18 protein-coding genes and 2 tRNA genes are annotated in these 23500 nt (G+C 72.0%); 8 read left to right on the forward strand and 12 right to left on the reverse strand.

From position 1 onward, the window contains the following. Window positions 1–60: 60 nt before the first annotated feature. The 5 genes from ACSJJR_RS02965 to ACSJJR_RS02985 form a co-directional block, all read right to left on the reverse strand. Complete coding sequence (locus ACSJJR_RS02965; RefSeq protein WP_435941729.1) at window positions 61–1119, reverse strand: lipid II:glycine glycyltransferase FemX; 1059 nt, start codon at window positions 1117–1119, stop codon at window positions 61–63. Window positions 1120–1262: 143 nt separating this feature from the next. Continuing rightward, window positions 1263–2279 (reverse strand): lipid II:glycine glycyltransferase FemX, encoded by a 1017-nt coding sequence (locus ACSJJR_RS02970; protein ID WP_435941730.1) that lies wholly within the window; start codon window positions 2277–2279, stop codon window positions 1263–1265. Between the two features lie 38 nt (window positions 2280–2317). Next, window positions 2318–3556, reverse strand: a complete 1239-nt coding sequence (locus ACSJJR_RS02975) for a carboxylate--amine ligase (RefSeq protein ID WP_435941731.1) — start codon at window positions 3554–3556, stop codon at window positions 2318–2320. A 109-nt stretch (window positions 3557–3665) separates the two neighbouring features. Further along, a tRNA-Val gene (locus ACSJJR_RS02980) sits at window positions 3666–3737 on the reverse strand. Between the two features lies 1 nt (window position 3738). Further along, window positions 3739–3811: transfer RNA gene (locus tag ACSJJR_RS02985), tRNA-Gly, on the reverse strand. 194 nt (window positions 3812–4005) lie between these two features. Here ACSJJR_RS02985 and ACSJJR_RS02990 point away from each other — a divergent pair. Further along, on the forward strand, window positions 4006–4605 hold the full coding sequence (locus ACSJJR_RS02990; protein ID WP_435941732.1) for a DUF3000 domain-containing protein: 600 nt from the start codon (window positions 4006–4008) through the stop codon (window positions 4603–4605). After that, window positions 4602–5885: an HRDC domain-containing protein gene (locus ACSJJR_RS02995; RefSeq protein WP_435941733.1), complete on the forward strand. Its 1284-nt coding sequence runs from the start codon at window positions 4602–4604 to the stop codon at window positions 5883–5885. The genes ACSJJR_RS02990 and ACSJJR_RS02995 overlap by 4 nt, the downstream gene beginning before the upstream one ends. A 75-nt stretch (window positions 5886–5960) precedes the next feature. On the opposite strand, the gene ACSJJR_RS03000 is transcribed toward ACSJJR_RS02995, so the two are convergent. From ACSJJR_RS03000 to pflB, 5 genes are all read right to left on the reverse strand, one after another. Further along, window positions 5961–6200 (reverse strand): hypothetical protein, encoded by a 240-nt coding sequence (locus ACSJJR_RS03000; RefSeq protein ID WP_435941734.1) that lies wholly within the window; start codon window positions 6198–6200, stop codon window positions 5961–5963. Window positions 6201–6205: 5 nt separating this feature from the next. Further along, on the reverse strand, window positions 6206–7666 hold the full coding sequence (locus tag ACSJJR_RS03005; RefSeq protein ID WP_435941735.1) for an NAD(P)/FAD-dependent oxidoreductase: 1461 nt from the start codon (window positions 7664–7666) through the stop codon (window positions 6206–6208). A 221-nt stretch (window positions 7667–7887) separates the two neighbouring features. Further along, window positions 7888–8766, reverse strand: a complete 879-nt coding sequence (pflA, locus tag ACSJJR_RS03010) for a pyruvate formate-lyase-activating protein (protein ID WP_435941736.1) — start codon at window positions 8764–8766, stop codon at window positions 7888–7890. Window positions 8767–8790: 24 nt separating this feature from the next. Further along, entirely contained in the window at window positions 8791–9036 is a 246-nt protein-coding gene (grcA2, locus tag ACSJJR_RS03015) for an autonomous glycyl radical cofactor GrcA2 (RefSeq protein ID WP_435941737.1), read from the reverse strand. Between the two features lie 117 nt (window positions 9037–9153). Continuing rightward, window positions 9154–11265 (reverse strand): formate C-acetyltransferase, encoded by a 2112-nt coding sequence (gene pflB, locus ACSJJR_RS03020; protein ID WP_435941738.1) that lies wholly within the window; start codon window positions 11263–11265, stop codon window positions 9154–9156. A gap of 518 nt (window positions 11266–11783) precedes the next feature. On the opposite strand from pflB, the gene ACSJJR_RS03025 reads away from it, so the two are divergent. Both ACSJJR_RS03025 and ACSJJR_RS03030 read left to right on the forward strand, forming a co-directional pair. Beyond that, the gene (locus ACSJJR_RS03025) at window positions 11784–13787 is read left to right on the forward strand and encodes an alpha/beta hydrolase family protein (protein ID WP_435941739.1); all 2004 of its coding nucleotides are present in this window, start codon (window positions 11784–11786) and stop codon (window positions 13785–13787) included. Window positions 13788–13807: 20 nt separating this feature from the next. Beyond that, window positions 13808–15706 (forward strand): chloride channel protein, encoded by a 1899-nt coding sequence (locus tag ACSJJR_RS03030; RefSeq protein WP_435941740.1) that lies wholly within the window; start codon window positions 13808–13810, stop codon window positions 15704–15706. Here the strand turns inward: ACSJJR_RS03030 and ACSJJR_RS03035 are convergent. After that, entirely contained in the window at window positions 15654–16196 is a 543-nt protein-coding gene (locus ACSJJR_RS03035; RefSeq protein ID WP_435941741.1) for a hypothetical protein, read from the reverse strand. The genes ACSJJR_RS03030 and ACSJJR_RS03035 overlap by 53 nt on opposite strands. An 87-nt stretch (window positions 16197–16283) precedes the next feature. On the opposite strand from ACSJJR_RS03035, the gene ACSJJR_RS03040 reads away from it, so the two are divergent. The 3 genes from ACSJJR_RS03040 (at window position 16284) to sucB (ending at window position 20744) form a co-directional block, all read left to right on the forward strand. After that, entirely contained in the window at window positions 16284–17852 is a 1569-nt protein-coding gene (locus tag ACSJJR_RS03040) for a leucyl aminopeptidase (RefSeq protein WP_435941742.1), read from the forward strand. Window positions 17853–18036: 184 nt separating this feature from the next. Further along, the gene (lpdA, locus tag ACSJJR_RS03045) at window positions 18037–19410 is read left to right on the forward strand and encodes a dihydrolipoyl dehydrogenase (RefSeq protein ID WP_435941743.1); all 1374 of its coding nucleotides are present in this window, start codon (window positions 18037–18039) and stop codon (window positions 19408–19410) included. Window positions 19411–19436: 26 nt separating this feature from the next. After that, complete coding sequence (sucB, locus tag ACSJJR_RS03050; RefSeq protein ID WP_435941972.1) at window positions 19437–20744, forward strand: 2-oxoglutarate dehydrogenase, E2 component, dihydrolipoamide succinyltransferase; 1308 nt, start codon at window positions 19437–19439, stop codon at window positions 20742–20744. 93 nt (window positions 20745–20837) lie between these two features. Here sucB and ACSJJR_RS03055 read toward each other — a convergent pair whose 3' ends face one another. Further along, window positions 20838–22685 carry a protein kinase domain-containing protein gene (locus ACSJJR_RS03055; protein WP_435941974.1) on the reverse strand — a complete coding sequence of 616 codons (1848 nt, stop codon included), beginning with the start codon at window positions 22683–22685 and terminating at the stop codon, window positions 20838–20840. Between the two features lie 122 nt (window positions 22686–22807). On the opposite strand from ACSJJR_RS03055, the gene lipB reads away from it, so the two are divergent. Next, a complete protein-coding gene (gene lipB, locus ACSJJR_RS03060) occupies window positions 22808–23500 on the forward strand; it encodes a lipoyl(octanoyl) transferase LipB (protein WP_435941975.1) in 693 nt (230 codons plus the stop codon).

The following is a 23500-nucleotide window of genomic DNA, read 5'->3' on the forward strand; positions in this document are numbered from 1 at the left end:
ACGGCGGCCGCTGTACGGGTGCGTCCGCTTGTGCCGGATCATACCGACCGCGCGGTGGGCTCAGACCCCCAGGCGGTGGCGCAGGGCGTGACGCGCGCGACGCGCCTGGACCAGGGCGCGGTAGAGCACGGGGCGCACGGGCACGTCCCAGGCGCCATCGACCTCGGTGGGGTGCTGGGCGAAGCGTCGCTTGTAGCGGCCGACGGAGTACAGCTCGGGCACCCGGGTGGACTCGGCGCCCATGAGGTCCAGGCCGGTGCGGCCCTCGGCGGCCATGGCGCAGGCGACGGCCCAGTCGAGGGCCTCGGCCCCGCGGAAGCCGCGGGAGGCGTTGGAGGAGGCGCCGTAGTAGGCCGTGGCCATCGCGCCGGAGACGGTGACGATGTCCCAGCAGTGGGCGACGCCGTCCTGGCGCAGGACGAAGACCCGGGCGTGCTCGGGGCCCAGGGTGGTGAGCATGTCCCAGTAGACCTGGCTGGGATGGGGCCTGAAGCCGTCGCGCCTGGCAGTCTCCTCCAGGACGGCGTACAGCTCCTCGAAGGCGGCGCGGTCCAGGCCGGTCTCCTCCGCGATGGTGCAGCCGGCCTCGCGGGCGGTGCGCTCGGCGCGGCGCACGCCCCGGCGCCCGTCCTTGGGCATGGCGGCACTGATCGCCTCAGGGGTGCCCGGGCGCAGGTCGATGACGTAGGTGCGGTCGTAGGTGATGGTGGAGATGAGCTCGTGGGTGTCGCCCGCACGGAAGCGGGCGTGCATGCGGATGAAGACGGCACGCGGGTCGCGGGCGCGCACGGCGGCGACGAGCCGGCGGCGAAGGTCGGCCTCGCGCTCGGGGGTCTGCTCCTTGAGCCACACAGGGCCGTGCTTGGCCCACAGGAAGGGGCGACCGCCGATGGTGTAGCGGTAGAGGCTGATGACGGCGGTGGGCTTGCCCTCGCACTCGTAGAGGAAGCGTCCGAAGAGCTCGTGCCCCTGGCTGGCCTCGAAGGCCTGCCAGACCTCGAGCTGCTCGAGGGGGCAGGGGGTGCAGCCCACCGCGATACGCGCGTCGCGGGCGTTGACGGGGCGCAGGACGGCGGTCGGCTCACCGGCGCTGGCGGCTGCGGTGGAGGCTGAGCTCATGTGCTCTCTTTCCTTCATAAGTCAGGCGCGCATGGTGTAGCGCATCGTCACGGTGGTCCGAGGGTAACCACGCGGGAGCCCCTCGTGCCTCATCCTGGCGGGTGAGGTGCCTGTCCACGTGCTCACAGCCGGAGCGGCGCGTCTCACGGACGCCGGGCGGCGAGCCAGGTGAGCACGCGGTAGCGCAGTGGCTTGAGGACAACCTCCACGGGCGCGGGCACACGCGTCGTCTGCGTCGTCCACTTCGTCTTGAAGCGGTTGAGCGTGTTGAGCGTGGGGTTGTAGTCGGAGCCGACGGCGACGAGGTCGACGGCGCTGACACCGTCGGCCTGGAGGGTGATGAGACCGGTGTAGAGCATGAGGTCCGGCGCCCCCGTGCGCCGCGCCTCCTCGGTCGAGGCGGCCACCTCGTAGGTGGCGAAGTCCCCGCGGACGATGAACAGGCCCCAGTTGACCGGGCGCCCGTCCTCCCGGCCGACGAACAGCCGGGCCATCCCCTTGTCCCGGAAGGTTGTGAAGAAGGTCCAGTAGTGCTCAGCGTCATGGGCGCTGAACCCCTGCCGCTCGCTCGTCAGCGCCATGACGGCGATGAGCTCGTCGAAGCCGGCTCGGTCGATCGTCGTCGTCTCCTCGGCGATCACGGCGGGGCACTCGCGCTGGGCCTTGTTGACATCGCGCCGGCCCCGCTTCTTCATGCGGGCACGCAGGTCATCCTCGGTCCCGGTCGTGTCGATGACGACAGTCGTGTCGTGCGCGTACAGCTCCTGGCAGGCGGGGACGGTGCCGAGGACGTCCTCATGGTGGAGGACGTCGAAGCGCACGAAGGCCTGGGCGTGGTCCTCGGAGCGCACGAGCTGTCCCAGGGCGGCGGCGAAGGCTGTCTCCTCCTCAGCGCTGGGCTCCTGCCCCACCCACACAGGGCCGCCCTCGGCCCACAGGAACGGCATGGCGTGGATGTGGAACTGGCGCAGGGTGATGACGGCGCGAGGGCGGGCTGCGCCGTCGGGCAGGTAGGCCAGCCGCGAGCCCCGCCAGATGGCGCGCTCGGGAAGGAGGGCGGCGTAGTCGTCCCACTCGACGGAGGCGCGGTGCGGGTAGGGGCTGCCAGCAATGAGCCGTGCGTAGTCCTCGTCGGTGACTGGTCGGAAGGTCTGGGGCATGGGGAACTGGTCCCTTCCTCGTCCCACGGGCCCACGGCTCAGAAGTAGAGCCCCTCAGGACGCGGGTAGAAGCGGTTGAGCTTGCGGTAGTAGTTGAGGCGTTGGAGGTGGACGACGACCGCGCGCCGCACGTCGCCCTCCTCAGGATTGAGCATGGGGTCGTGCAGGCCCGCACGGCGGATGACGGCGCGCACCCGCGAGGCCAGGCCCGGCTCCCTGAGGTAACGATAGATGAGGCGACGTGGAATGAGGCTGTAGACGGCCGGCTCGGTGGCCCGCAGCGGCTCGGGGCTGCGTCCGTCAACAAGGTCAGCGAGCATGGGCTCCATGAGGTTGACCCCGCCGGCGCGCACGTAGTAGCAGTTCCGGCCCATGCGGGGGTTGACCTCAAGGAAGTAGTGGGAGCCGTCGCGCGGGTCCACCTTGACGTCGACGTTGGCGAACCCCGTGTATCCCACAGCCCGGAAGAAGTTCTCAATCTGCCCGTGCAGCTGCGGGTAGTCCTCCACCAGCATGGCGATCGGGTTGCCGATGGCGGTGGGGTCGTGGTCCTCCACCAGGACACGAGCGGATGAGCGCAGCGTGACGACGCCGTGGGAGTCGACGTACGAGGTCAGGGAGACTCCGCACGTGTCATCGCCCGGGATGAGCTCCTGGACGAGGAAGCGCCCCGTGAACCCCGCGGCGCGCAGCGGTGCCCACAGGGCGTCGAGCTCCTCCTGGGTGTCGAGGAAGAAGACCTTCGCCTTGCCCTCGAAGGACACGCGGGCGTAGTCGAGTGCGTCGATCGCCTTGGCGACGACGGGGAACCGTAGGTCCACGCGCGGGGCGCTCCACTGCCCTTCCTGAGGGTCCGCCAGGTCTACGACGGTGTCCGCAGGGGTGGGGATGCCCTGCTCGCGGCAGATCTCGGAGAAGCGGGCCTTGTCCTGGACGGCGTCGAAGACGTCGAGCTGCGGGTAGGGCATGACGACCCGCTCGCCAAGACGGTCCCGGTGGCGTGCGGCGAAGCGCGCGAAATTGTCATGGTTAGCCATGGCGACGACGATCCGGTCCGGATGGGCGTCGCGGATCTCCTCCAGGGTCGCGCACAGGGCGTCGTCGTCCTGGTGGAGCGGCACGTGGTGGACGTCGATGAAGGCCGATCGGGTGATCGCCTCGATCGGATCAGGGCTCACGCACAGGACCCGGGAGCCGGTGGCCTCGTGCATGAGGCGGGCGAGCGCGTACGCGCTCTGCTCGCCGGAGACGATGACGGGCAGCACCTCGGGGCGCATGTGTCCTCCCAGTGGTTGTGTGACGGGCGAGGCTCCTGTGCCCGGTTGCCTCAAGCGGCGGCGGACACGCACAAGGGGTCCGGAGCCGTGCGGCTCCGGACCCCTACCGTGGGCGATACTGGGATCGAACCAGTGACCTCTTCCGTGTCAGGGAAGCGCGCTCCCGCTGCGCCAATCGCCCGAGCGGATGACGGGACTCGAACCCGCGACCCTCACCTTGGCAAGGTGATGCTCTACCAACTGAGCCACATCCGCGTGACCGCCCATGAGCGGCGCGAGAAGAAAGTTAGCAGAGCACCCACCTGGGCGCCAACTCGTTGTCGCGTGTCACTCGCCACGTTCGCCACGGCCGGCGCGGGGCACCGTCGCAGCGGCGGGTGTGCGTGCGGGTGGCTGCGGCTGCCGGCGTGGGAGCCCGCCACCACAGGGCTCGTCGGTAGCCTGACCCGGTGACCGACAGCCGTGCACGTAGACCAGACCAGGCGCGAGCGGAGCTCCCCGAGCGCTTCGAGGAGGCCCTGCTCAGCCTGAGGACGGCATCCCGGCCACGCGGGCTCGTCCTGGAGGAGGTTCCCGCCCCCCGGAGGCTCGCGCCCTTCGCGGCGGCCCTGACGGCGCAGACCGCTGAGACCCAGGCGGGCACGCCTGTGGCCTCGGGGCGCTTCGTCGTCCTGCACGACCCTGACGGGCAGACGGCCTGGGACGGCGACTTCCGGCTCGTTGTCATGGCGCGCGCCCGTATCGACACCGAGATCGGCACGGACCCCGTCCTGGGCGCGGCCGCCTGGTCCTGGCTGGCCGAGGCCCTTGACCACCAGGGCGCAGGGCACCGCGCGCTCGTCGGCACTGTGACGCGGGTGCTGTCCGAGACCTTCGGCGGGCTGGAGCTGAACGACGCCTGCGCCCACGCCGAGATTCGCGCCTCCTGGTCCCCCGTCTCGCCTGACCTGGGCCCGCACCTGGCCGCCTGGTACGAGCTCATCCACGTCGCCGCGGGGCACGAGCCCGAGCAGGCGGCCTCGCTGTCGCTGATGGGACGGGCCCGATGACCCCTGCGCCCCGGCCGGTGCCCGTGCCCGGCACCACCGCCCACCCGGTCCGGCAGGAGGAGGTGGTGGCCTACACCACGCCCCGTGACGGGCTGCCTGAGGTCACCGACACGCCAGCCGCCCTTGAGAGGGCCGTCACCTCGCTGTCGCGCGGCACAGGGCCGGTCGCCGTCGACGCGGAGCGGGCCTCGGGATTCCGCTACGGCCAGGACGCCTACCTCGTCCAGCTGCGGCGCGACGGGGCGGGCACCGTCCTCATCGACCCGGTCTCCTGCGGTCCGATGAACGCGCTCGGCACGGTCCTCGACGGGCCGGAGTGGATCCTGCACGCCGCCGACCAGGACCTGCCGTGTCTGGAGGCTCTCGGCCTGCGTCCGGCCCGCCTGTTCGACACCGAGCTCGCCGCCCGGATCCTGGGCCGTGAGCACGTGGGGCTCGGTGCGGTGCTCGAGGAGACCCTGGGGCTGCGTCTGGCCAAGGACCATGCCGCCGCCGACTGGTCCACCCGGCCCCTGCCGCGCACGTGGCTCGTCTACGCGGCGCTCGACGTCGAGCTGCTCATCGACCTGCGTGACGCCCTGGCTGCCGAGCTCGAGGCGGTGGGCAAGGCGGAGTGGGCCTGGCAGGAGTTCGAGCACGAGCGGACCCGTCCACCGCGTCCGGCCAAGGTGGACCCGTGGCGCAAGACGCCCAGAGCGGGTCGTGCGGTGCGCTCCCCCAGGTCCCTGGCGGTGCTGCGCGAGCTGTGGACCGCCCGGGAGGACAAGGCGCGCGAGCTCGACCGCACGCCGTCGAAGGTCCTGCCGCACCAGGCGCTCGTGGCCGCTGCGGTGGCGCGTCCGACCTCACGTCGCAAGATGCAGGCGCTGAGGGAGTTCTCCTCCCGTCAGGCGCGTCAGCACCAGGAGCTGTGGTGGCAGGCCATTGACCGCGCCCTGCAGCTGCCGGAGTCCGAGCTCCCCCCGGCGCACGCCCCCCTGGGCGACGGCGAGCTGCCCCAGCCGCGGTCGTGGGGGCGCCGGCACGCCGAGGCCGCCACGGCCCTGGATGAGGTGCGGGCGGCCGTGCGTGAGCGGGCGGGAACCCTCCATCTGCCCCAGGAGCTGTTGCTCAGCCCCGAGGTCCAGCGCCGCCTGGCCTGGCGGATCGGTGAGCAGGAGGCTGCGGGGACGGTCCCGGACGTCAGCGTCAGGGCCGTCAGCGAGGTCCTCACGCAGCTGGGGGCACGTCCCTGGCAGGTCGAGCAGTCGGCCCACGCGTTGTCGGACGCCCTGGCCTGAGCCTGCCCTAGCGGACGCGGCGGGTGCCCCGGATCCAGGAGGGACCGGGGCACCCGCCGCGTCGTCACGCCCGCGTCACAGCCCGAGCCGCTCCCGGGCCACGATGTCGGCGATGCGCAGGTTCGTCTCCATGAACTTCAGCACCTGGAGGGGCAGGAGCCTGCGCCGGCGCAGGGTCTGCTTGGTGGGCAGCGGCGCCCGGCGGATGCGCTCGGCCTGGACGGGGTCGAGCTCCTCAATGAGGAGGCGACCCGTCGGCTGCTCCTGTCCGGTGCTGGGGACGCTGTCGGTGCTGTGGGTGCTTGTCGCAGACATGTCGATCACTCCGGGATGAGGGACCAGCCCGGCAGGGACTTGGCCTTGTAGATGAACAGGTAGTGGAGCATGAACTTGATCCAGTGGCCAAACAGGCCGATCTCGCCGCGGGTGTGGTACGGGTGGCGCCCGGTCTCCGGGTAAGTCCGCTCGTCGGGGACGATGGGGTACATGATCATGGCGGCCGCCGAGCCGGTGCGCAGGTTCGCCCCGGTCGAGGCCACGCAGGAGGCCCCCATCTTCGCCATCGACGCCTCGTGCAGGGGCTTGTCCCTGCCGAGCACCATGTCCGCGATCGACTCGGCGCAGGCACGGCCGATCGAGCCCGAGGGCTGGCCGGTGCGCGGCGGGGCGGGCGCGATGACGGTGCCGTTGGGCGTCTTGCGCGGCTTGGAGATGGCGTGCGGTGGGGCGAAGGCGATACCGGCAGCAAACAGCTCGGGGTAGGTCGGGTTCTGGTAGGTGCGCGGCCAGTCGTCGGCGCTCCACTGCTCGTAGGGGCGTGGGGTGTAGTCGGCATCGACCTTCATGAAGCCGCTCGGGGCGAAGACCGTCGAGGTGATGTCCTCGCCGGAGCGGTTGTAGGCCTTGAGGGGCTGGCCGGAGAAGGGCGGCAGGAGCATGGCGAAGTCGAAGTCCAGCCGGTGCGTCTGCCCGTCGAGCGACTCGTAGGTCAGGGAGCCCTCCTCAACGCGCTTGACCGCCGCTCCGCTGATCGCCTTGACACCGCGCTCACGGAAGAGCGACTCCGTCCACAGCTGCGAGGTCGTCTGGTAGCCCGCCTGGCGGAAACGCATACCCCCGACGCCGAAGTCACCCAGCTCGGCCTCGTTGGTGAGGTAGACGACCTCGCAGCGATCGCGCACGCCGGCCTCGCGCAGCTCGAAGTCGACGTTGAAGGCGTACTCGAAGGCTGCGCCCTGGCAGGTGCAGGTGGCGTTGCCCGTGCCGATGACCAGGCGCTGCTCCTTGCCGGCACGCGCCGCCTCGATGACCTTGCGCAGCTCGGCGGCCGTCTGGACGGCGTGGGAGGCCGTGCACACGGACAGGCTGTGCCCGCCCTCATCAGGACCGAGTCCCGGGGTGGCGTCGAAGTTGAGCCGTGGGCCGGTGGCGTTGATGAGGTAGTCGTAGGGCAGGCGCCGGGTCTCGCCCTCTCGGCCCTTCTCGGTGAAGACGATCTCGACCTGGGGCCGCTCGTCCGCCTGAGTGCCCTCCGGGTGCAGCGCCACGGCCTTGGCCTGGTGGAAGATGATGCCCTTGCGCTTGTAGACGGGCGCGAGCGGGAAGACGACCTGCTCCTTGCGCATGCGTCCCGTGCCGACCCAGATGTTCGACGGGATCCAGTTCCACTGCGAGTTGGGACTGATGACGACGACCTGGTGCTCCCGCGGGAGCAGGCGGCGCAGGTGCTGCGCAGCCGCGTGACCGGACACGCCCGCGCCCAGAACGACCACTCTGGCCATATTGAGCTCACCTCATTGTTGACTCGTGGCGGGCCTCATTGCCCACCGACGTGAGTATATACCCCTATGGGTATACATGAATGATATAGGCATCGCCACACGGCAGTGCCCGGGGACGCGGGCGTCGCCCCACAGGAGCGGGGCGCCGTCATGAAGGTCCACGCGGCACGACCGCTCGCACCTGCCAGGGGCCCTGGCCGTGGTCCGGCGCTCCGCTGGCGTCAGTGGACGACGAAGCCGTGGGAGCGGAAGATCTCGCGGGTCGCCTCGACCATCTCCGGCTCCGGCGGGCGGGTGTCGCGCAGCTTGTAGTCCAGCTTGAGCGCGTCCCACTTGTCCGTGCCCATCTGGTGGAAGGGCAGCACCTCGACGCGCTCGACGGCCTGTCCCCACCGCTCGATGATCCGGGCGACGTTCTCGACGTTGCGCGGGTCGGAGGTGAGGCCGGGCACGAGCACGAAACGGGCCCAGATCGGGATCCCCTTGGCCGCAAGCCGGTCACCGAACGCGATCGTGGGCGCCAGGGCGCGGCCGGTGACCTTCTTGTAGGTCTCCTCGTCACCGCTCTTGACGTCCAGGAGCACGAGGTCGACGTCGTCGAGGAACTCGTCACTCGCGTTGGCACCGAGGAAGCCCGACGTGTCGATGCACGTGTGGATTCCCATCTCCTTGGCGCCGCGCAGCAGCGTGTGGGCAAAGGCTGGCTGCATGAGGACCTCACCGCCCGACAGGGTGATGCCGCCACCGGAGGCACGGAAGACGCCGCGGTACCGCTTCATCCGGCGCAGCAGCTCCTGCGCCTCGACCGGCTCACCGTCCTTCATGAGGAAGGTGTCCGGGTTGTGGCAGTACAGGCAGCGCAGCGGGCAGCCGTTGAGGAAGACCGTCATCCGGGTGCCCGGCCCGTCGACGGCGGTGACGAGCTCCCAGGAGTGGATGGATCCGAGGGACCCCTCACGCATGCGGGCGAGGCGGTCCGACCGCTGGAGGTCGGTCAGCTCCTCGAGCCCACCGATTCCCGCCCCGCGCAGGCGGGCGGCCGGGGCCAGGAAGTCCTGGTCCCGGCCGCCCCGTGTCGCGGGGGTGATGGTGTCAGTCATCTGGCTCCTTCACCCCTGGCCGGCTCAGGCGCCGGCGTGGAAGGTGCGGTTGAGGACGTCCAGCTGCTGCTCACGCGTGAGCTTGACGAAGTTGACGGCGTAGCCGGAGACGCGAACCGTGAGGTTCGGGTAGTTCTCCGGGTGCTCCATGGCGTCCTCGAGGGTGTTGCGGTCCAGGACGTTGATGTTGGCGTGGTACAGGCCCTTGACGCCGCCATTGTCCTGGCGCTGCGCCTTCATGGAGGCGAGGCGCTCTTCGTACGTGGGCATGATTGGCCCCTTTCACATAGGTGTTGAGTGTTCGACAGAGAGTCGGTGGGGCCGTCCCTCACCGTCGGCGCCCGGAGCACGCGGTACCGGGCGCCGAACGGGTGGGCGGCGGGAGGGTCAGTCCTCCTCGGGGACGAAGCCCGCGTCGAGGATGCCCACCAGGTTGGCGACGCGCTCGTCGAGCGTGCGGCCCAGGCCCTGGGGCGTGATGGTGTTGGTCAGCGAGATGCCGTCCAGGGCGTCGTTGTAGTCGAGCTTGCCCACGGAGAGCATGGAGGCCACCATGCCGTGCGTGTCCATGCCGTTCTCCGGGTTGGCGCCGGGCGAGAAGGGGGTGCCCTTCTGGTGGCCGGACGGGAAGGAGCCGGTGGCGCGGCCGTAGACGACGTTCGAGGTGATCGTCAGGACGGACTGCGTCGGGATGGCGTCGCGGTAGAAGGGCTGGGCCTTGATCTTCGACATGATCGTGTGGACCACGGTGGCGGCGATGTCGTCGGCGCGGTCGTCGTCGTTGCCGTAGATCGGGAAGTCGCCCTCGGTGACGTAGTCGACCACGAGGCCGGTCTCGTCGCGCACGGGCGTGACCTTGGCGTACTTGATGGCACTCAGGGAGTCGGCGACGATCGACAGGCCGGCGATGCCGCAGCCCATGGTGCGCACGATGTCGGAGTCGTGCAGCGCCATCTCGATGGACTCGTAGGCGTAGCGGTCGTGGCAGTAGTGGATGATGTTGAGGGCCTCGACGTAGGTGCTCACGACCCAGTCGAGCATCTTCTCGTACTTGTCCCAGACCTCGTCGAAGTCGAGCGGGCCGTCGCCCTCGATGCCGGGCAGGCCGGTGACGACCTGCTTGCCACTCATCTCGTCACGGCCGCCGTTGATGGCGTACAGCAGGGCCTTGGCGGAGTTGACGCGGGCGCCGAAGAACTGCATCTGCTTGCCCACGCGCATCGGGGACACGCAGCAGGCGATGGCGGCGTCGTCGCCCCAGTGGTCACGGATCTGCTCGTCGGCCTCGTACTGGATGGAGGAGGTCGTGATGGAGATAAGGGCGCAGAAGTCCTTGTAGCCCTGCGGAAGCTTCTCGTCCCAGAAGATCGTGATGTTCGGCTCCGGGGCGGGGCCGAGGTTGTGCAGCGTCTGGAGCAGGCGGAAGGAGGTCTTGGTGACCAGGGAGCGGCCGTCCTCACCGAAGCCGGCGTCGGACCAGGTGGCCCAGTACGGGTCGCCGGAGAAGATCTGGTCGTAGTCGGTGGTGCGCAGGAAGCGGGTGATGCGCAGCTTCATGACGATGTTGTCGATGAGCTCCTGGGCACGGCTCTCGTCGATGACGCCGGCCTTGAGGTCGCGCTCGAAGTAGATGTCGAGGAAGGCCGACAGGCGGCCGATCGACATCGCGGCACCGTCCTGGGACTTGACCGAGGCGAGGTAGGCGAAGTAGGTCCACTGGACGGCCTCGTGGGCCGTGCGGGCCGGGCCCGAGATGTCGAAGCCGTAGCTCTGGGCCATGTTCTTGAGCTTCTTGAGCGCCTTGATCTGCTCAGAGTGCTCCTCGCGGTAGCGGGCCCAGTGCTCGGAGAAGGGCTGGTCCGCCACGGAGTCCTTGGCCTTGAGCTTCTCCTCGATGAGGTAGTCCACACCGTAGAGCGCGACGCGGCGGTAGTCACCGATGATGCGGCCGCGGCCGTAGGCGTCCGGCAGGCCGGTGATGATGTGGGAGGAGCGGGCGGCGCGGATGCGCGGGGTGTAGATGTCGAAGACGGCGTCGTTGTGCGTCTTGCGGTACTTGGTGAAGATCTTCTGGACCTCGGGGTTGACCTCCTTGCCGGCCTCCTTGATCGCCTGGGCGACCATGCGCCAGCCACCGTTGGGCATCATGGCGCGCTTGAGCGGGGAGTCGGTCTGGAGGCCAACGATGACGTCGTCGTCCTCGGAGATGTAGCCGGCCGGGAAGGCGTCGATGTCCGAGGGGGTGTCGGTGTCGACGTCGAGGATGCGGACCTTGCGCTCCTCCTTGAGGTAGTTCTCCTCGAGGTGGTCCCACAGGCGCAGCGTCTTGTCAGTGGGGCCGGCGAGGAAGGAGGCGTCGCCGTCGTAAGGGGTGTAGTTGCGCTGGATGAAGTCGCGGACGTCAATGCCCTCCGACCAGGAGCCCTTCTCGAAGCCGTCCCAGGCGTCGCGGGTGGTGCCGTTCTCCGCGGTGGCGGAAGCTGTGACCTCAGTGGTCATCCGTGTCCTCCTGTTGGTGGGTGACCTCCAGCCACCCGTGTGTTCTCGCCCTCGTGAGGCGGGGGCGGCACGCCGTCGCGCCGTCAGCCCAAGCCTAGGACCACAGACCCGGCTAGCGTGCCCCGCACGCACGGCACCCCGGTGGCATCACTCACACGGAGACCATGGGCATTCCGGCCCAGGGACCAAAGTCCCCATACGCCTCATCGGCTCGGGTTCCCGCACCGGCAGGCTCCCGCGCTGGAGCGCCTGCGCCCACCAGGTACCGGTGGCAGACGTACGTCCCAGGTGGGACTGCCGTCCCAGCCCGGCTAAGCGCGCGCCCGCACCGGTGGCCGGCCGCGCCCCTCCACCGCGCTCGCGCGCCCGCTCCGGGACCCCGGTCCCGGCCCACGGCACCACCCCTGCGCCCGCGTCACGGACCCGCTACGGGCATGTGTCACCGACCACGTAGGGTGGTGGCACCGCGCCGCGCCCGCGCGGCACAGGCGTCACAGCACGAGCGATCAGGAGCACCCATGAGCACCACGGCACCGTACGGCACCTGGCCCTCCCCCATCACGCCCGGCACCATCACCACCCGCACCGTCGGCCTGGCTCAGGTGCGGGTCGATGGCGCCGACACCTACTGGGTCGAGCAACGCGCCTCGCAGGCCGGCCGCCAGGTCCTCCTGCGCCGCGACGGTGACGGCCAGACGGGCGAGGTCCTGCCCCTGACGCCCTCTGACGAGCTCGTTGACGTGCGCACCCGCGTGCACGAGTACGGCGGGCGCGCCTACGCCGTAGACTCCGGCACCATCGTCGTGTCCCACGCCGGCGACGGGCGCCTGTACCGCTACGACGTCCACCACCGCCTGCGGGGCCTGGTGCCGCTGACCATCTACGGGGACGTGCGCCACGGCGACCTCGAGATCGACACCGCCCGCGGCCTGGTCTACGCCGTGCGCGAGGACCACCGCCAGGGCGCGGAGCCGGTCAACAGCCTCGTCGCCATCCCCCTGGACGGCTCCGCCGCCCGTGACGACGCCCCCGTGCGCACCGTGGTCGAGGGGACCGACTTCGTCACCTCCCCCACCCTGTCCCCCGACGGCGAGCACCTGGCCTGGATCACCTGGAACCACCCCTCCATGCCCTGGGACGAGGCCACCCTGCACGTGGGCGACCTCGCCCCCGACGGCACCGTGCGCGACCAGGTCGTTGTCGACGGCGGCACAGGCTACTCCGTCTGCGAGCCGCGTTGGACCGAGGAGTGCGAGCTCGTCCACCTCGCCAACGGCTCCGGCTTCTGGAACCTCTACCGCACCGAGGGCTTCCCCCGGCGCGGCACCAACCGCGAGGGCTGGACCGCCTGCCTGCGCACCCGCCCTCTGCACCCCAAGCAGGCCACCTTCACCGCACCCGCCTGGCAGCTGGGCCCCCACCACTACGACGTCCTCGACGCCGAGCACCTCATCGCCTCCTGGGCGCAGGACGGCGTGTGGCACCTGGGCACCGTCCGGCTCGCCAACGGTGAGCTCGAGGAGTGGAACGTCGGGTGGCAGCCCTGCGGCAACGTCGCCTCCAGCGGCGGGCGCGTCGTCATGCTCGCCTCCAACGAGTCGCGCCTGCCCTCCATCGTCGAGGTGCGCGGCGCGGGCGTCGTCGTCCTGCGCCACCCCGGCGACTTCGACCCGGCCTCGGTGGGCGTGTCCGTCGCCGAGCCCGTGTCCTGGCCCACCACCGACGGGGCCACGGCCTACGGCTTCTTCTACCCGCCGGCCTCCGCGTCCTTCGAGGGCCCTGAGGACGAGCGGCCCCCGCTCATCGTCGGCGTCCACGGTGGGCCGACCGCCGCCGCCAGCCCCGGCTACTCGCTGGCCGTGCAGTACTGGACCAGCCGCGGCTTCGCCTTCCTCGACGTCAACTACCGGGGGTCGTCGGGCTACTCCTCCGGCTACCGCAAGGCCCTCAACGGCCACTGGGGCGTGCGCGACGCCGACGACGTCATCTCGGGCGCGCAGCACCTCATCGACGCCGGGCGCGTGGACCCGGCCCGCGTCGCCGTGCGCGGAGCCTCCGCCGGAGGCTTCACCGTCCTGTCAGCGATCCGCCGTTGCGAGCTGTTCTCCGCAGCCACCAGCGTCTTCGGCGTCACCGACCTGGCGCGGATGGCCTCCACTACCCACAAGTTCGAGTCGCGCTACATCCAGAGCCTCGTCGGCGCCGAGGACCTGGCCGACCCGGTCTACACCGAGCGCTCGCCGATCCACCACGTTGACGAGATCCACACCCCGCTGCTGCTGCTCCAGGGAAGCGAGGACCCGGTTGTCCCCGCCGAGCAGGCCACCGCCCTGCACCACGCGGTCGCGGACAGGGGCCTGCCCGTGGCCCTGGAGGTCTTCCACGGGGAGGGCCACGGCTTGCGCATCGCCTCCAACATCCACCGGGCACTGACCACCGAGCTGAGCTTCTACACGCAGGTGTGGGGCCTGTCCCGGGACGACGGCACCGAGCCCGTCGTCGTGGAGAACCTCACCCGCTGAGCCCAGGAGGGACCACGAGCGTGAACGGCCCGCACGCACGCCGCCGCACCGGCACGCAGGCCGTTCTGCGCCTGCTGCGCCACCACCGCAGCGGCCTGTACACCCTGGCGCTGCTGGTCGGGCTCGTCGCGGGCCTGGGCGCCATCGCCTTCAGGCTGGGCATCGACGCCTGGGCCCGGCTCATGACCGGCACCTCACAGTACGCAGGAGGGGCCAGCACCGGGCTCCTGGCCCCACTGGGCCCCTGGTTCCTCCTGGCGGCCCCTGTGCTCTCCGGCGCCCTCGTGGGGCCTGTCATGGCCCTGGCCGGGCGCACGAGCACCGGTCACGGTGTCTCCGGCGTCATCTGGGCCGCCCGGCGCTCCGACGGAGCCATGGCGCCTGTGCCCGCGGTGGCCTCGACGGTCAGCGCCTGCCTCACCATCGGCGGCGGCGGCTCGGTTGGCCCCGAGGGACCCATCGCCGAGCTCGGCGCCAGCGTCGCCACGCTCTTCGGACGACGCCTCGGGCTGCCGACCCGCTCGGTGCGCCTGCTCGCCGCGGCCGGCACCGCCGCGGGCATCGCGGCGGCCTTCAACGCCCCGCTCGCCGCCGCCTTCTTCGCCATGGAGGTCATCCTCCTGGACTTCACCCTCGACGCCTTCGCCTTCGTCGTGCTGGCCTCGGTGTCGGCCACGGTGCTGTCCCACCACGTCCTGGGCCAGGCGCTGGCGACCTCCCTGCCCGTGCTCGACCTCGCCGGTGACGCCCAGCTGGGCTGGGTGGCGCTGCTCGGCCTGGTCGGGGGCGCCGTCGGGGTCGGCTTCTCGCGCTGCCGCTACCTCATGGCCGACGCCGCGCGCAGGCTGCTCGACCGCCTGCGGGTGCCCGCCTGGGCCCGGCCCGCGCTGGGAGGCCTCGCCGTCGGAGCCATGCTGCTGGCCTTCCCGCAGACCTACGGCGAGAGCGAGGCCGTGCTCGACCGTGTCCTCAACGGCGCTCAGGGCACCGGGCTCCTCCTCCTGCTCGTCGCGGTCAAGGTGCTCGCCACCTGTCTGACCCTCGCCGTCGGCTTCACCGGCGGGGTCTTCGCCCCCTCCCTGTTCATCGGCGCGGCCCTGGGCGCCGCTTTCGGCACCGCCCTCGTGCCCGGCCAGCCCTCCGCCGCCGCCGTCTTCGGCGTCATCGGCATGGGGGCGGTCTTCACGGGCTCGGCGCGCGCCCCCATCACCGCCGTCGTGCTCATCATCGAGATGACAGGCCAGTACTCCCTCCTGCTGCCCCTCATGCTCGCCAGCGTCCTGGCCACCTTCATGAGCCGCTTCCTCACCCGCACGACGATCTACACCGAGGAGCTGCGCCGCCGGGGCGAGGACGTCGAGGACCCCGTCGTGTCGACCCTCATGGGGCGCGCCTCGGCCCGCGAGGTCATGAGCTCTCCCCCGGCGGTCCTCGAGGCCGACGCGACGCTGTCCGAGGCCGCCCATGAGCTGCGCGCCTCGGGCTCGAGCGTCCTGCCCGTGGTCGGTCCGGACCATGGCCGGCCCGGGTCCTTCGGCTACCTCCTGGGCTGCGTGAGCGCGTTGCAGGTGGCGGAGGCCTCGCTGGCCGAGGGCGCCGCCGACCGGCCCGTCGGCGACCTGGAGCTCGCCAGGCAGCGGGTGCCCGCCTCTGACAGCGCCACCGCGGCGCTGGGGCGGCTCACGCGCGGGCAGGCCGAGGGCCTGCCGGTGGTCGAGCCCACCTCCCGGGGCGAGGCCCTCGTCGGCTGGGTCTCACAGCAGGACATGGTCAGGCGCCTCTACCGGCACCAGAGGGACGCCTATGAGGCGGCCCAGGCGCGCACGTCCTTCGGTGAGCGCGTCCAGACCTGGTGGCGCAGGGGCGTCACTCGCCGGGGCGGCGGCACTGACGCGGGCGCTCGGCGCGCCTCCCGCTGATCGAGTGGCCCAGCCCCTCCATGCGCTCGGCCGTGACGACGATGCGCCTGGGGTCCGAGAACCACATCCACACTCCCGCCACGAGGGGCAGGAACAGAGGCAGGTACAGGTGCCTGCGGCCGCCGTCGGCCCAGACCGAGGCGCTGAGCTCCACCGCCGTGCCGGTCCAGGTGAGCAGGCCGAAGAGCAAGGCCCCGGTGAGCAGGGCAGCCAGGGTCATCCAGCCGATGACGCGCATCCTGCGGCCGTTGTGGGCCACGCACACCGCCAGGAGGAGGTGGAGCAGGCCGGCCGCGACATTGAGGCTTCCCAGCACTGGCGCGCCCGCGGGGTCACGGATGAGGCTGACGGTGCTGGGGCCCAGCAGGACCAGCCCGAAGACGGCGAGGGCGACGACGAGGAGCCGGCTCAGGCCGTGGGCGGGCCGACGGCGGTCCTCCACGCTGCTGACCACCAGCTGCTCGCGCTGCACGGGCTCATGCGAGGCCATTGCTCGTCCCTCCTCTGCGCGCCAGGCCGTGTCCGGTGCCGCGGCGGCTCACGCCCCAACGGACGCTCGGACACTACCATCCGGCTCATGACGACGTACGACGCCCCTGTTGCCCTCACCAGCCTGCCCTCACTGTCCTTCCTGGGCGCCCCCGCCGCCCAGGCGCGTGCCGAGGTGCTCGTCCTGGCGGCCCGCGCGCCGCAGGGCGCCGAGAGCGGCCCGCGCCTGCTGGCCGACGGACCCGGGCTGGAGGGCCTGGACCTGCCGGCCCTCGAGGCGGTGGCCGCCACGCTGGGCCTGACGGGCGCCCTCGACGAGGTCGTGCGGGTACCGGCCGCGGCGCTGCCCGGCACCCCGGTGGCGGCGGACGTGCTGCTCGTGGTCGGCACCGGTGAGGAGCTGGCCCGGGGCGCGGACCCGACCCGTGACAGCCAGGCCCTCGGCGTCAGCCGTGCCGCGGTGCTGGAGCGGGCCGCCGCCCGGGCCGCCCGGGCCCTGGCCGGCACGGGGTCGGCCTGCTTCTCCATGTCCCCCGCCGATGAGGTGGAGGCTTTGCACGTGGCCCAGGGCGCTCTCACCGGCGCCTACGCCTGGGCAGGACGGGTGCCGGCCCCTCCGGCGCCGTTGGGCCGGGTCCTCGTGCTGCTGCCCGAGGGCGTGCCGGCACCGCGGCCCGCCACGGCCCTCGCGCTCGCCGAGGGCGTCGCGCTGACCCGGGACCTGGTCAACGAGCCACCGAACCGCCTGACGCCCGCGGTCTTCGCCGACCTCGCCCGCGACGTGGCGGCCTCCGCCGGGCTGGAGGTCGAGGTCCTGGACGAGCGGGCCCTGGCAGAGCAGGGATTCGGCGGGATCCTCGGCGTGGGCAAGGGCTCCGTCCACCCGCCCCGCCTCGTGCGCCTGGTCTGGGCGCCCGAGGGCGCGCGGCGCAGCGTGGCCATGGTCGGCAAGGGCATCACCTTCGACTCGGGCGGTCTGTCCCTCAAGCCCGCGGCGTCGATGCCGGAGATGAAGTCCGACATGGCCGGGGCCGCGACGGTGCTGGGAACGCTCCTGGCAGCCGCGCGCCTGGGGCTGGGGGTGCGCGTGGAGGCCTGGCTCGCACTCGCCGAGAACCTGCCCGCGGCAGACGCCCAACGCCCCAGCGACATCGTCACGGTGTACGGGGGCACGACGGTGGAGATCACCAACACCGACGCTGAGGGACGCCTCGTCATGGCCGACGCGCTCGCCCGGGCGGTCCGGGAGGAGCCCGACGCCCTGCTCGACGTCGCCACGCTCACCGGCGCCCAGATCGTGGCACTGGGCGAGCACGTCTCGGGCGTCATGGGCACGCCCGCCCTGCGCGACGCCGTGGTGAGCGCGGCTGTCGCCGCCGGAGAGGCCTTCTGGCCCATGCCCCTGCCCGAGCACTTGCGCTCCCGGCTCGACAGCCCGTACGCGGCACTGCGCAACGCGGTGACGGGCTCACGTGGAGGCGGCATGCTCACGGCCGGGCTCTTCCTGCGCGAGTTCACCGGATCGGTGCCGTGGGCGCACCTGGACGTGGCGGGCCCGGCCTTCAACGACGGCGAGCCCTGGGCGGGCGTGCCGACGGGCGGTACCGGTGCCGGTGTGGCGACGCTGCTGGAGCTGCTCCGCGGTTACGAGGACTGAGGCTCCTGCGCGGTGGCCTGCGCGCACCCTCCCAGCAGAACGTGAGCAGTCTCACGGCCCATGGGGGACTCTAGTCCCGCACCGGCCGTCACTTCTGGGGTTGGCGGGCCGTGGCCGGTGAAACAATGACGGCGTGCCGACACGCCCCGCCACGGGGCGAAGGACATCAACGAGGAGTGAATTCGTGACTGACACCGTCTACGACATGGTCGTCCTGGGCGCCGGCTCGGGCGGCTACGCCGCTGCCCTGCGCGGGGCCCAGCTGGGCCTGAGCGTGGCCCTCATCGAGGCCGACAAGGTCGGGGGCACCTGCCTGCACCGCGGCTGCGTGCCCACCAAGGCGATCCTGCACGCCGCCGAGACCGCCGAGGCCGTGCGCGAGGCCGGCGCCCTGGGTGTCCGCGCCCACCTCGAGGGCATCGACATGACCGCCGTCAACGCCTACAAGGACGGTGTCGTCAACCGGATGTACAAGGGCCTGCAGGGCCTGGTCTCCTCCCGCGGCATCGAGGTCGTGGGAGGCTGGGGCAGGCTCGTGGCCAAGGACGCCGTCGAGGTGGACGGCCGCGTCATCAGGGGCCGCAACATCGTCCTGGCCTCGGGCTCCTACTCCAAGACGATCGGCCAGCAGATCGACGACAAGGTCCTCACCTCCGAGGGCGCCCTGCGGATGGACCACGTGCCGGCCTCCGCCGTCATCCTCGGCGGCGGTGTCATCGGCGTCGAGTTCGCCTCCGCCTGGGCCTCGCTCGGGTGCCAGGTCACGATCATCGAGGGCCTGCCCCACCTCGTGCCCAACGAGGACGAGGCGATCTCCAAGATGCTCGAGCGCTCCTTCCGCAAGCGCAAGATCGCTTTCAAGACCAAGACGATGTTCGCCTCGGTGGACCGCACCGAGGCGGGCGTCACGGTCCACACCGAGGACGGCGCCTCCTACGACGCCGAGGTCATGCTCATCGCCGTCGGACGCGGGCCGGCCACCGCCAACCTCGGCTACGAGGAGGTCGGGGTCGCGATGGACCGCGGCTTCGTCCTCACCGACGACTACGGGCGCACCAACGTCGAGGGCGTGTGGGCCGTGGGCGACATCGTCCCCGGCGTCCAGCTCGCCCACCGCGGCTTCGCCCAGGGCATCGTCGTGGCCGAGATGATCGCCGGGCTCTCCCCGCAGCCGGTGGATGACGTCAAGGTCCCCAAGGTCACCTTCTGCGAGCCGGAGATCGCCTCCGTCGGCCTGTCCGAGGCCAAGGCACGGCAGCTGCACGGCGCCGAGAACATCACCACGGCCGAGTTCAACGTCGCGGGCAACGCCAAGAGCCAGATCCTGGGCACGCAGGGCTTCGTCAAGCTCGTCTCCGTCAAGGGCGGGCCGGTCGTCGGCTTCCACGCCATCGGCGCCCGGATGGGTGAGCAGGTCGGAGAGGGCCAGCTCATTGTCAGCTGGGAGGCCGACGCCGACGACCTGGCCTCACTTGTCCACGCACACCCCACGCAGAATGAGACCATCGGTGAGGCCGCCATGGTCCTGGCCGGCAAGGCCCTGCACAACCACGACTGAGCAACCGCAGAAGAGGAATGACTCCCATGTCTGAGTCCGTGAAGATGCCCGCTCTGGGCGAGTCCGTCACTGAGGGAACCGTCTCCTCCTGGCTCAAGGCCGTGGGTGAGACCGTCGAGGCCGACGAGCCGCTGCTCGAGGTCGCCACCGACAAGGTGGACACCGAGGTCCCCGCCCCGGTGTCCGGCACCGTCCTGGAGATCCTCGTGCCCGAGGACGAGACCGTCGAGGTCGGAACCGTCCTGGCCATCATCGGCGACCCCTCCGAGGCCACCGCCGCCCCCGCCCCTCCAGCACCCGCCGCAGCGCCGGCACCGGCCCCCGCCGCAGCGCCGGCCCCCGCTGCCGCACCGCAGGCAGCTGCGGCACCCTCCGCCTCTGCTGTGGCCTCCGCCGCCTACGTCACGCCCATCGTGCGCAAGCTGGCCCGTGACAAGGGCGTGGACCTCACGACGGTCACCGGCACTGGCGTCGGCGGTCGTATCCGCAAGCAGGACGTTGAGAAGGCGGCGGCAGCGCTCGAGGCCGCCAAGGCCGCAGCCACGGCGCCCGCGCCCGCTGCGGCTCCTGCGCCTGCGGCAGCACCGGCGGCCTCACGGCCCGCAGCCGACACGACGCTGCGCGGAACGACCCAGAAGATGAGCCGTCTGCGCCAGGTGATCTCCGAGCGCATGATCGACTCGCTGCAGACCTCGGCCCAGCTCACCACCGTGGTGGAGGTGGACGTCACCCGCGTCGCCCAGCTGCGCGCCCGGGCGAAGAACGACTTCCTCGCCAAGAACGGCACGAAGCTCACCTTCCTGCCCTTCTTCGTCCAGGCGGCCACGGAGGCCCTCAAGGCCCACCCGAAGCTCAACGCCTCGATCAACGGCAAGGAGGTCACCTACCACGACGTCGAGCACATCGGCATCGCGGTTGACACCCCCCGCGGCCTGCTCGTGCCCGTCGTCAAGAACGCGGGCGACCTCAACATCCCTGGTCTGGCCAAGCGCATCAACGACCTGGCCGGCCGCACCCGTGACAACAAGGTCAACCCGGACGAGTTGTCCGGCTCGACCTTCACCATCACCAACACCGGTTCGGGCGGCGCGCTCTTCGACACGCCGATCATCAACCAGCCGGAGGTCGCGATCCTCGGCCTGGGTGCCATCCAGCGTCAGCCGCGCGTCATCAAGGACGCCGAGGGCAACGAGGTCATCGCCATCCGCTCCGTGTGCTACCTGGCGATCTCCTACGACCACCGCCTGGTGGACGGCGCCGACGCCTCGCGCTACCTCATGACGGTCAAGAGGCGGCTCGAGGAGGGCGACTTCGCCGGCGAGCTCGGCCTGTGAGCCGCGCACCTCGCTGACAGGCTGCGGCCTCGTGGGCCCCGCACCGGACGGTGCGGGGCCCACCTGCGTGCGCTGCCAGGGCGCGCCGGGCCCCTACCCGCTCAGCGCGGCGCCGTCTCCTGCCTCGGCCCCGGTCGCGTCCCGCACCTCCAGCACCCTCCAGGGCCCGGGCAGGAGGACGAGCACAACCCTCCGCGGCGGCTGCGCAGGCACCGTCCGACGCCGACCGTCCGCCCCGACCCGGACGCTTGCGCCCTGGGAGCGGGTCAGCGCCACCGCCGTCGCACCGGGCGGCACCTCCTCCTCGGTGAGGACGCGCAGCCCGCTCACCCGTGTCCCAAGCCCCTCGACGCGCTCGCCGGCCGCCTCCAGGGCGGCCAGGAGGCCCGCATCCGCCTGGGCCGCGGCGGAGCCCTCGACACTCGTGGCGGCCAGGGCCCGGGCGTCCGCCTCCATGATCGCCTCGTCGCGGGCCTGCACCAGCCCGACGACGACGCCCGTCAGCGCCGCGCCGTCCGTGTCTGGCGCACGCCCCGGCCCTGCCGGGGCCGCTGACTCCCCTGCGCCCCCGGCACCCAGCTGCCCCGGCTCCCGTGGTCCCGTCTCACCTGCCCCAGTGTCCCCGGCGGCGAGGTGGCCAGTACCTCCCGGTGAGCCCGACGAGGCCCAGGAGGTCCCCACGGGTGCGCCAGCCGCGGGCGAGCGCACCGCCGCTGCCTGTTGCGTGCCGTTGACCGGGGCGCGCAGCGCCCACACACCCGCGAGCGCAAGGACGCAGACAAGGACGAGCGCACGTCCCAGGGCGCGCGGCAGCTGCCCCACCACCATCCTGCTCACTGTCCGGCGGTGGCCCGTCACGGCGCGCACGCCCTGGCGGTGTGCTCCTCTGTCAAGAGGGGCGCCGTCACGGGGGCGCAGGCCACCGGGCGCGTGGAGCCGCGGGGCCTGACCGCCCCACCGGGAGGACCGGCGGGCCCCGTGACGTCGTCTCGAGGCCCGCCCCCGGCCTGCGCTCCTGCTGCGGCTGGCGATGGTGCGGGTGGGGGTGGCGGCCGCGGCGCGCAGCGCACCGGCCGCGAGCCGGGCGCCGTCGGGCAGCTCGATGACCCCGGGGCGCGCGATCTCCGGTGCGCGCGCCGCCAGCGTCCTGGCGCTGGGCCTGGCCTGCGGGTCGGTCGCGAGCACGTCCACGAGCACCCGCTCGAGCCCCTGCCCCAGCAGCGCCCCGCCCTCGGCGCAGGAGCGCAGCAGCATGCCGAGGGAGTAGACGTCGGAGGCGGGCGTCGCCGGCCCTCCCGACTCGCGCTCCGGCGCGGCCCAGGGAGGCGTCCCGGTCTGGGCCAGCTCGCTCACGAGGTCGATGAGCACGGCCCCGCCCCCGGCGCTCACCATGACGTTCGAGGTGGACAGGTCCCCGTGGGCCAGCCCGGCCCCGTGCAGGCAGGCGAGGGCCGAGCCGATGTCCGCCAGCAGCCTGGCGCCCTCGGAGCGGGTGAGGCTGCCTCGTGCCCCGAGGACGACGGCGAGGTCGGCGCCCTCAATGAGCTCGCTCGTCACCGCCACGCGCTGCCCAGGCAGGTCGATGACCTCGAGCACCGGGGCGAGCGCGGGGTGGCGCAGCCCGCCGAGGTCCGCCAGACGGGCCAGGAGGCGGGTGCCGGTCCGCCCCGCAGGCACATCGAGCACGCGCACGACGATGTGGCGGCCACGACCGTCCACGGCGCGCAGGGCGCCGCTGCCGGGGCGGGCCAGTCCCAGGGGCGCGCCGACGTCGATGCCGACGGCTGCCAGGGCCTGGCGGGCCGGGGCGTCCAGGCCCGAGGGGTGCTCGTCGTCGGGCCCCTGGCCAAGGCCGGCCGACCTCAGGGCGGCGGGGCTCCAGGCGGTGCGGCGTCCGGCCCCGGGAGCGGGGCGGGATGCGGGTGTCTCGGCTCGGCTCATGGCTCATGCTCACCGCGGACGGGTCCGCAGCGCCACAGTGCCCGCGTGCCCTGTGGACAAGCTCTGCCACCGTGGCCCCAGCCACGCTCACCGGGGACCGGGGTGGCGCCTAAGGTGAGGGCGTGCAGCGCATCGACGTCGGCCTCGGCTCCCGTCTGGTCCCCTATGAGGAGGGATGGGCCCTGCAGCGCCAGGTCCACGCCGACGTCGTCGCCGGTCAGCGGCCCTCCTGCGTCATCCTCCTGGAGCACGAGGACGTCTACACCGTGGGCCGGCGTGCCCACTCCTGGGAGCGGCCCCAGGGCCCCTTCGTGGAACCCGGTCACGTGCCCGTCGTCGACGTCGACCGAGGGGGCAAGACCACCTGGCACGGTCCCGGGCAGCTGACCGTCTACCCGGTGGTCCGGCTCGCGCTCCCCATCGACGTCATCCGGTACGTCCGGGCCCTCGAGCAGGCCGTCATCGAGGTCTGCGCGGCCCGCGGGGTGGGCGCGGTGCGGGTCGAGGGCCGCTCGGGGGTGTGGGTGCCGGGTGAGAGCGGGGCGGCGGACCCGCGCCGGCGGACCGAGCGCAAGGTGTGCGCGCTGGGCGTGCGGGTGGCCCGTGGCGTGACGATGCACGGCATCGGCCTCAATGTCAGCCCTGACCTGGCGGTCTTCGGCCTCGACCGGATCGTGCCCTGCGGGATCGACGACGCCGGGGTCACCTCACTCGAGGCGGAGACGGGAACCCGCCTGCACGCCGCGGAGCTGGCGGACGAGGTCGTGGCGGCGCTGGAGCGCTGCCTGTCCCCGCTCGTGGCGGACGCCACGTGA

The organism is Actinomyces sp. W5033 (assembly GCF_051303165.1).

What these genes read in the sequence shown, in the direction of transcription:
- ACSJJR_RS02995 (WP_435941733.1), top strand. Translation starts at nt 4,602, where the DNA reads ATGACCCCTGCGCCCCGGCCGGTGCCCGTGCCCGGCACCACCGCCCAC.
- ACSJJR_RS02970 (WP_435941730.1), bottom strand. Translation starts at nt 2,279, where the DNA reads ATGCCCCAGACCTTCCGACCAGTCACCGACGAGGACTACGCACGGCTC.
- ACSJJR_RS03005 (WP_435941735.1), bottom strand. Translation starts at nt 7,666, where the DNA reads ATGGCCAGAGTGGTCGTTCTGGGCGCGGGCGTGTCCGGTCACGCGGCT.
- ACSJJR_RS02965 (WP_435941729.1), bottom strand. Translation starts at nt 1,119, where the DNA reads ATGAGCTCAGCCTCCACCGCAGCCGCCAGCGCCGGTGAGCCGACCGCC.
- ACSJJR_RS03025 (WP_435941739.1), top strand. Translation starts at nt 11,784, where the DNA reads ATGAGCACCACGGCACCGTACGGCACCTGGCCCTCCCCCATCACGCCC.
- ACSJJR_RS02975 (WP_435941731.1), bottom strand. Translation starts at nt 3,556, where the DNA reads ATGCGCCCCGAGGTGCTGCCCGTCATCGTCTCCGGCGAGCAGAGCGCG.
- grcA2 (WP_435941737.1), bottom strand. Translation starts at nt 9,036, where the DNA reads ATGCCCACGTACGAAGAGCGCCTCGCCTCCATGAAGGCGCAGCGCCAG.
- pflB (WP_435941738.1), bottom strand. Translation starts at nt 11,265, where the DNA reads ATGACCACTGAGGTCACAGCTTCCGCCACCGCGGAGAACGGCACCACC.
- ACSJJR_RS03040 (WP_435941742.1), top strand. Translation starts at nt 16,284, where the DNA reads ATGACGACGTACGACGCCCCTGTTGCCCTCACCAGCCTGCCCTCACTG.
- ACSJJR_RS03035 (WP_435941741.1), bottom strand. Translation starts at nt 16,196, where the DNA reads ATGGCCTCGCATGAGCCCGTGCAGCGCGAGCAGCTGGTGGTCAGCAGC.
- ACSJJR_RS03055 (WP_435941974.1), bottom strand. Translation starts at nt 22,685, where the DNA reads ATGAGCCGAGCCGAGACACCCGCATCCCGCCCCGCTCCCGGGGCCGGA.
- sucB (WP_435941972.1), top strand. Translation starts at nt 19,437, where the DNA reads ATGTCTGAGTCCGTGAAGATGCCCGCTCTGGGCGAGTCCGTCACTGAG.
- ACSJJR_RS03000 (WP_435941734.1), bottom strand. Translation starts at nt 6,200, where the DNA reads ATGTCTGCGACAAGCACCCACAGCACCGACAGCGTCCCCAGCACCGGA.
- pflA (WP_435941736.1), bottom strand. Translation starts at nt 8,766, where the DNA reads ATGACTGACACCATCACCCCCGCGACACGGGGCGGCCGGGACCAGGAC.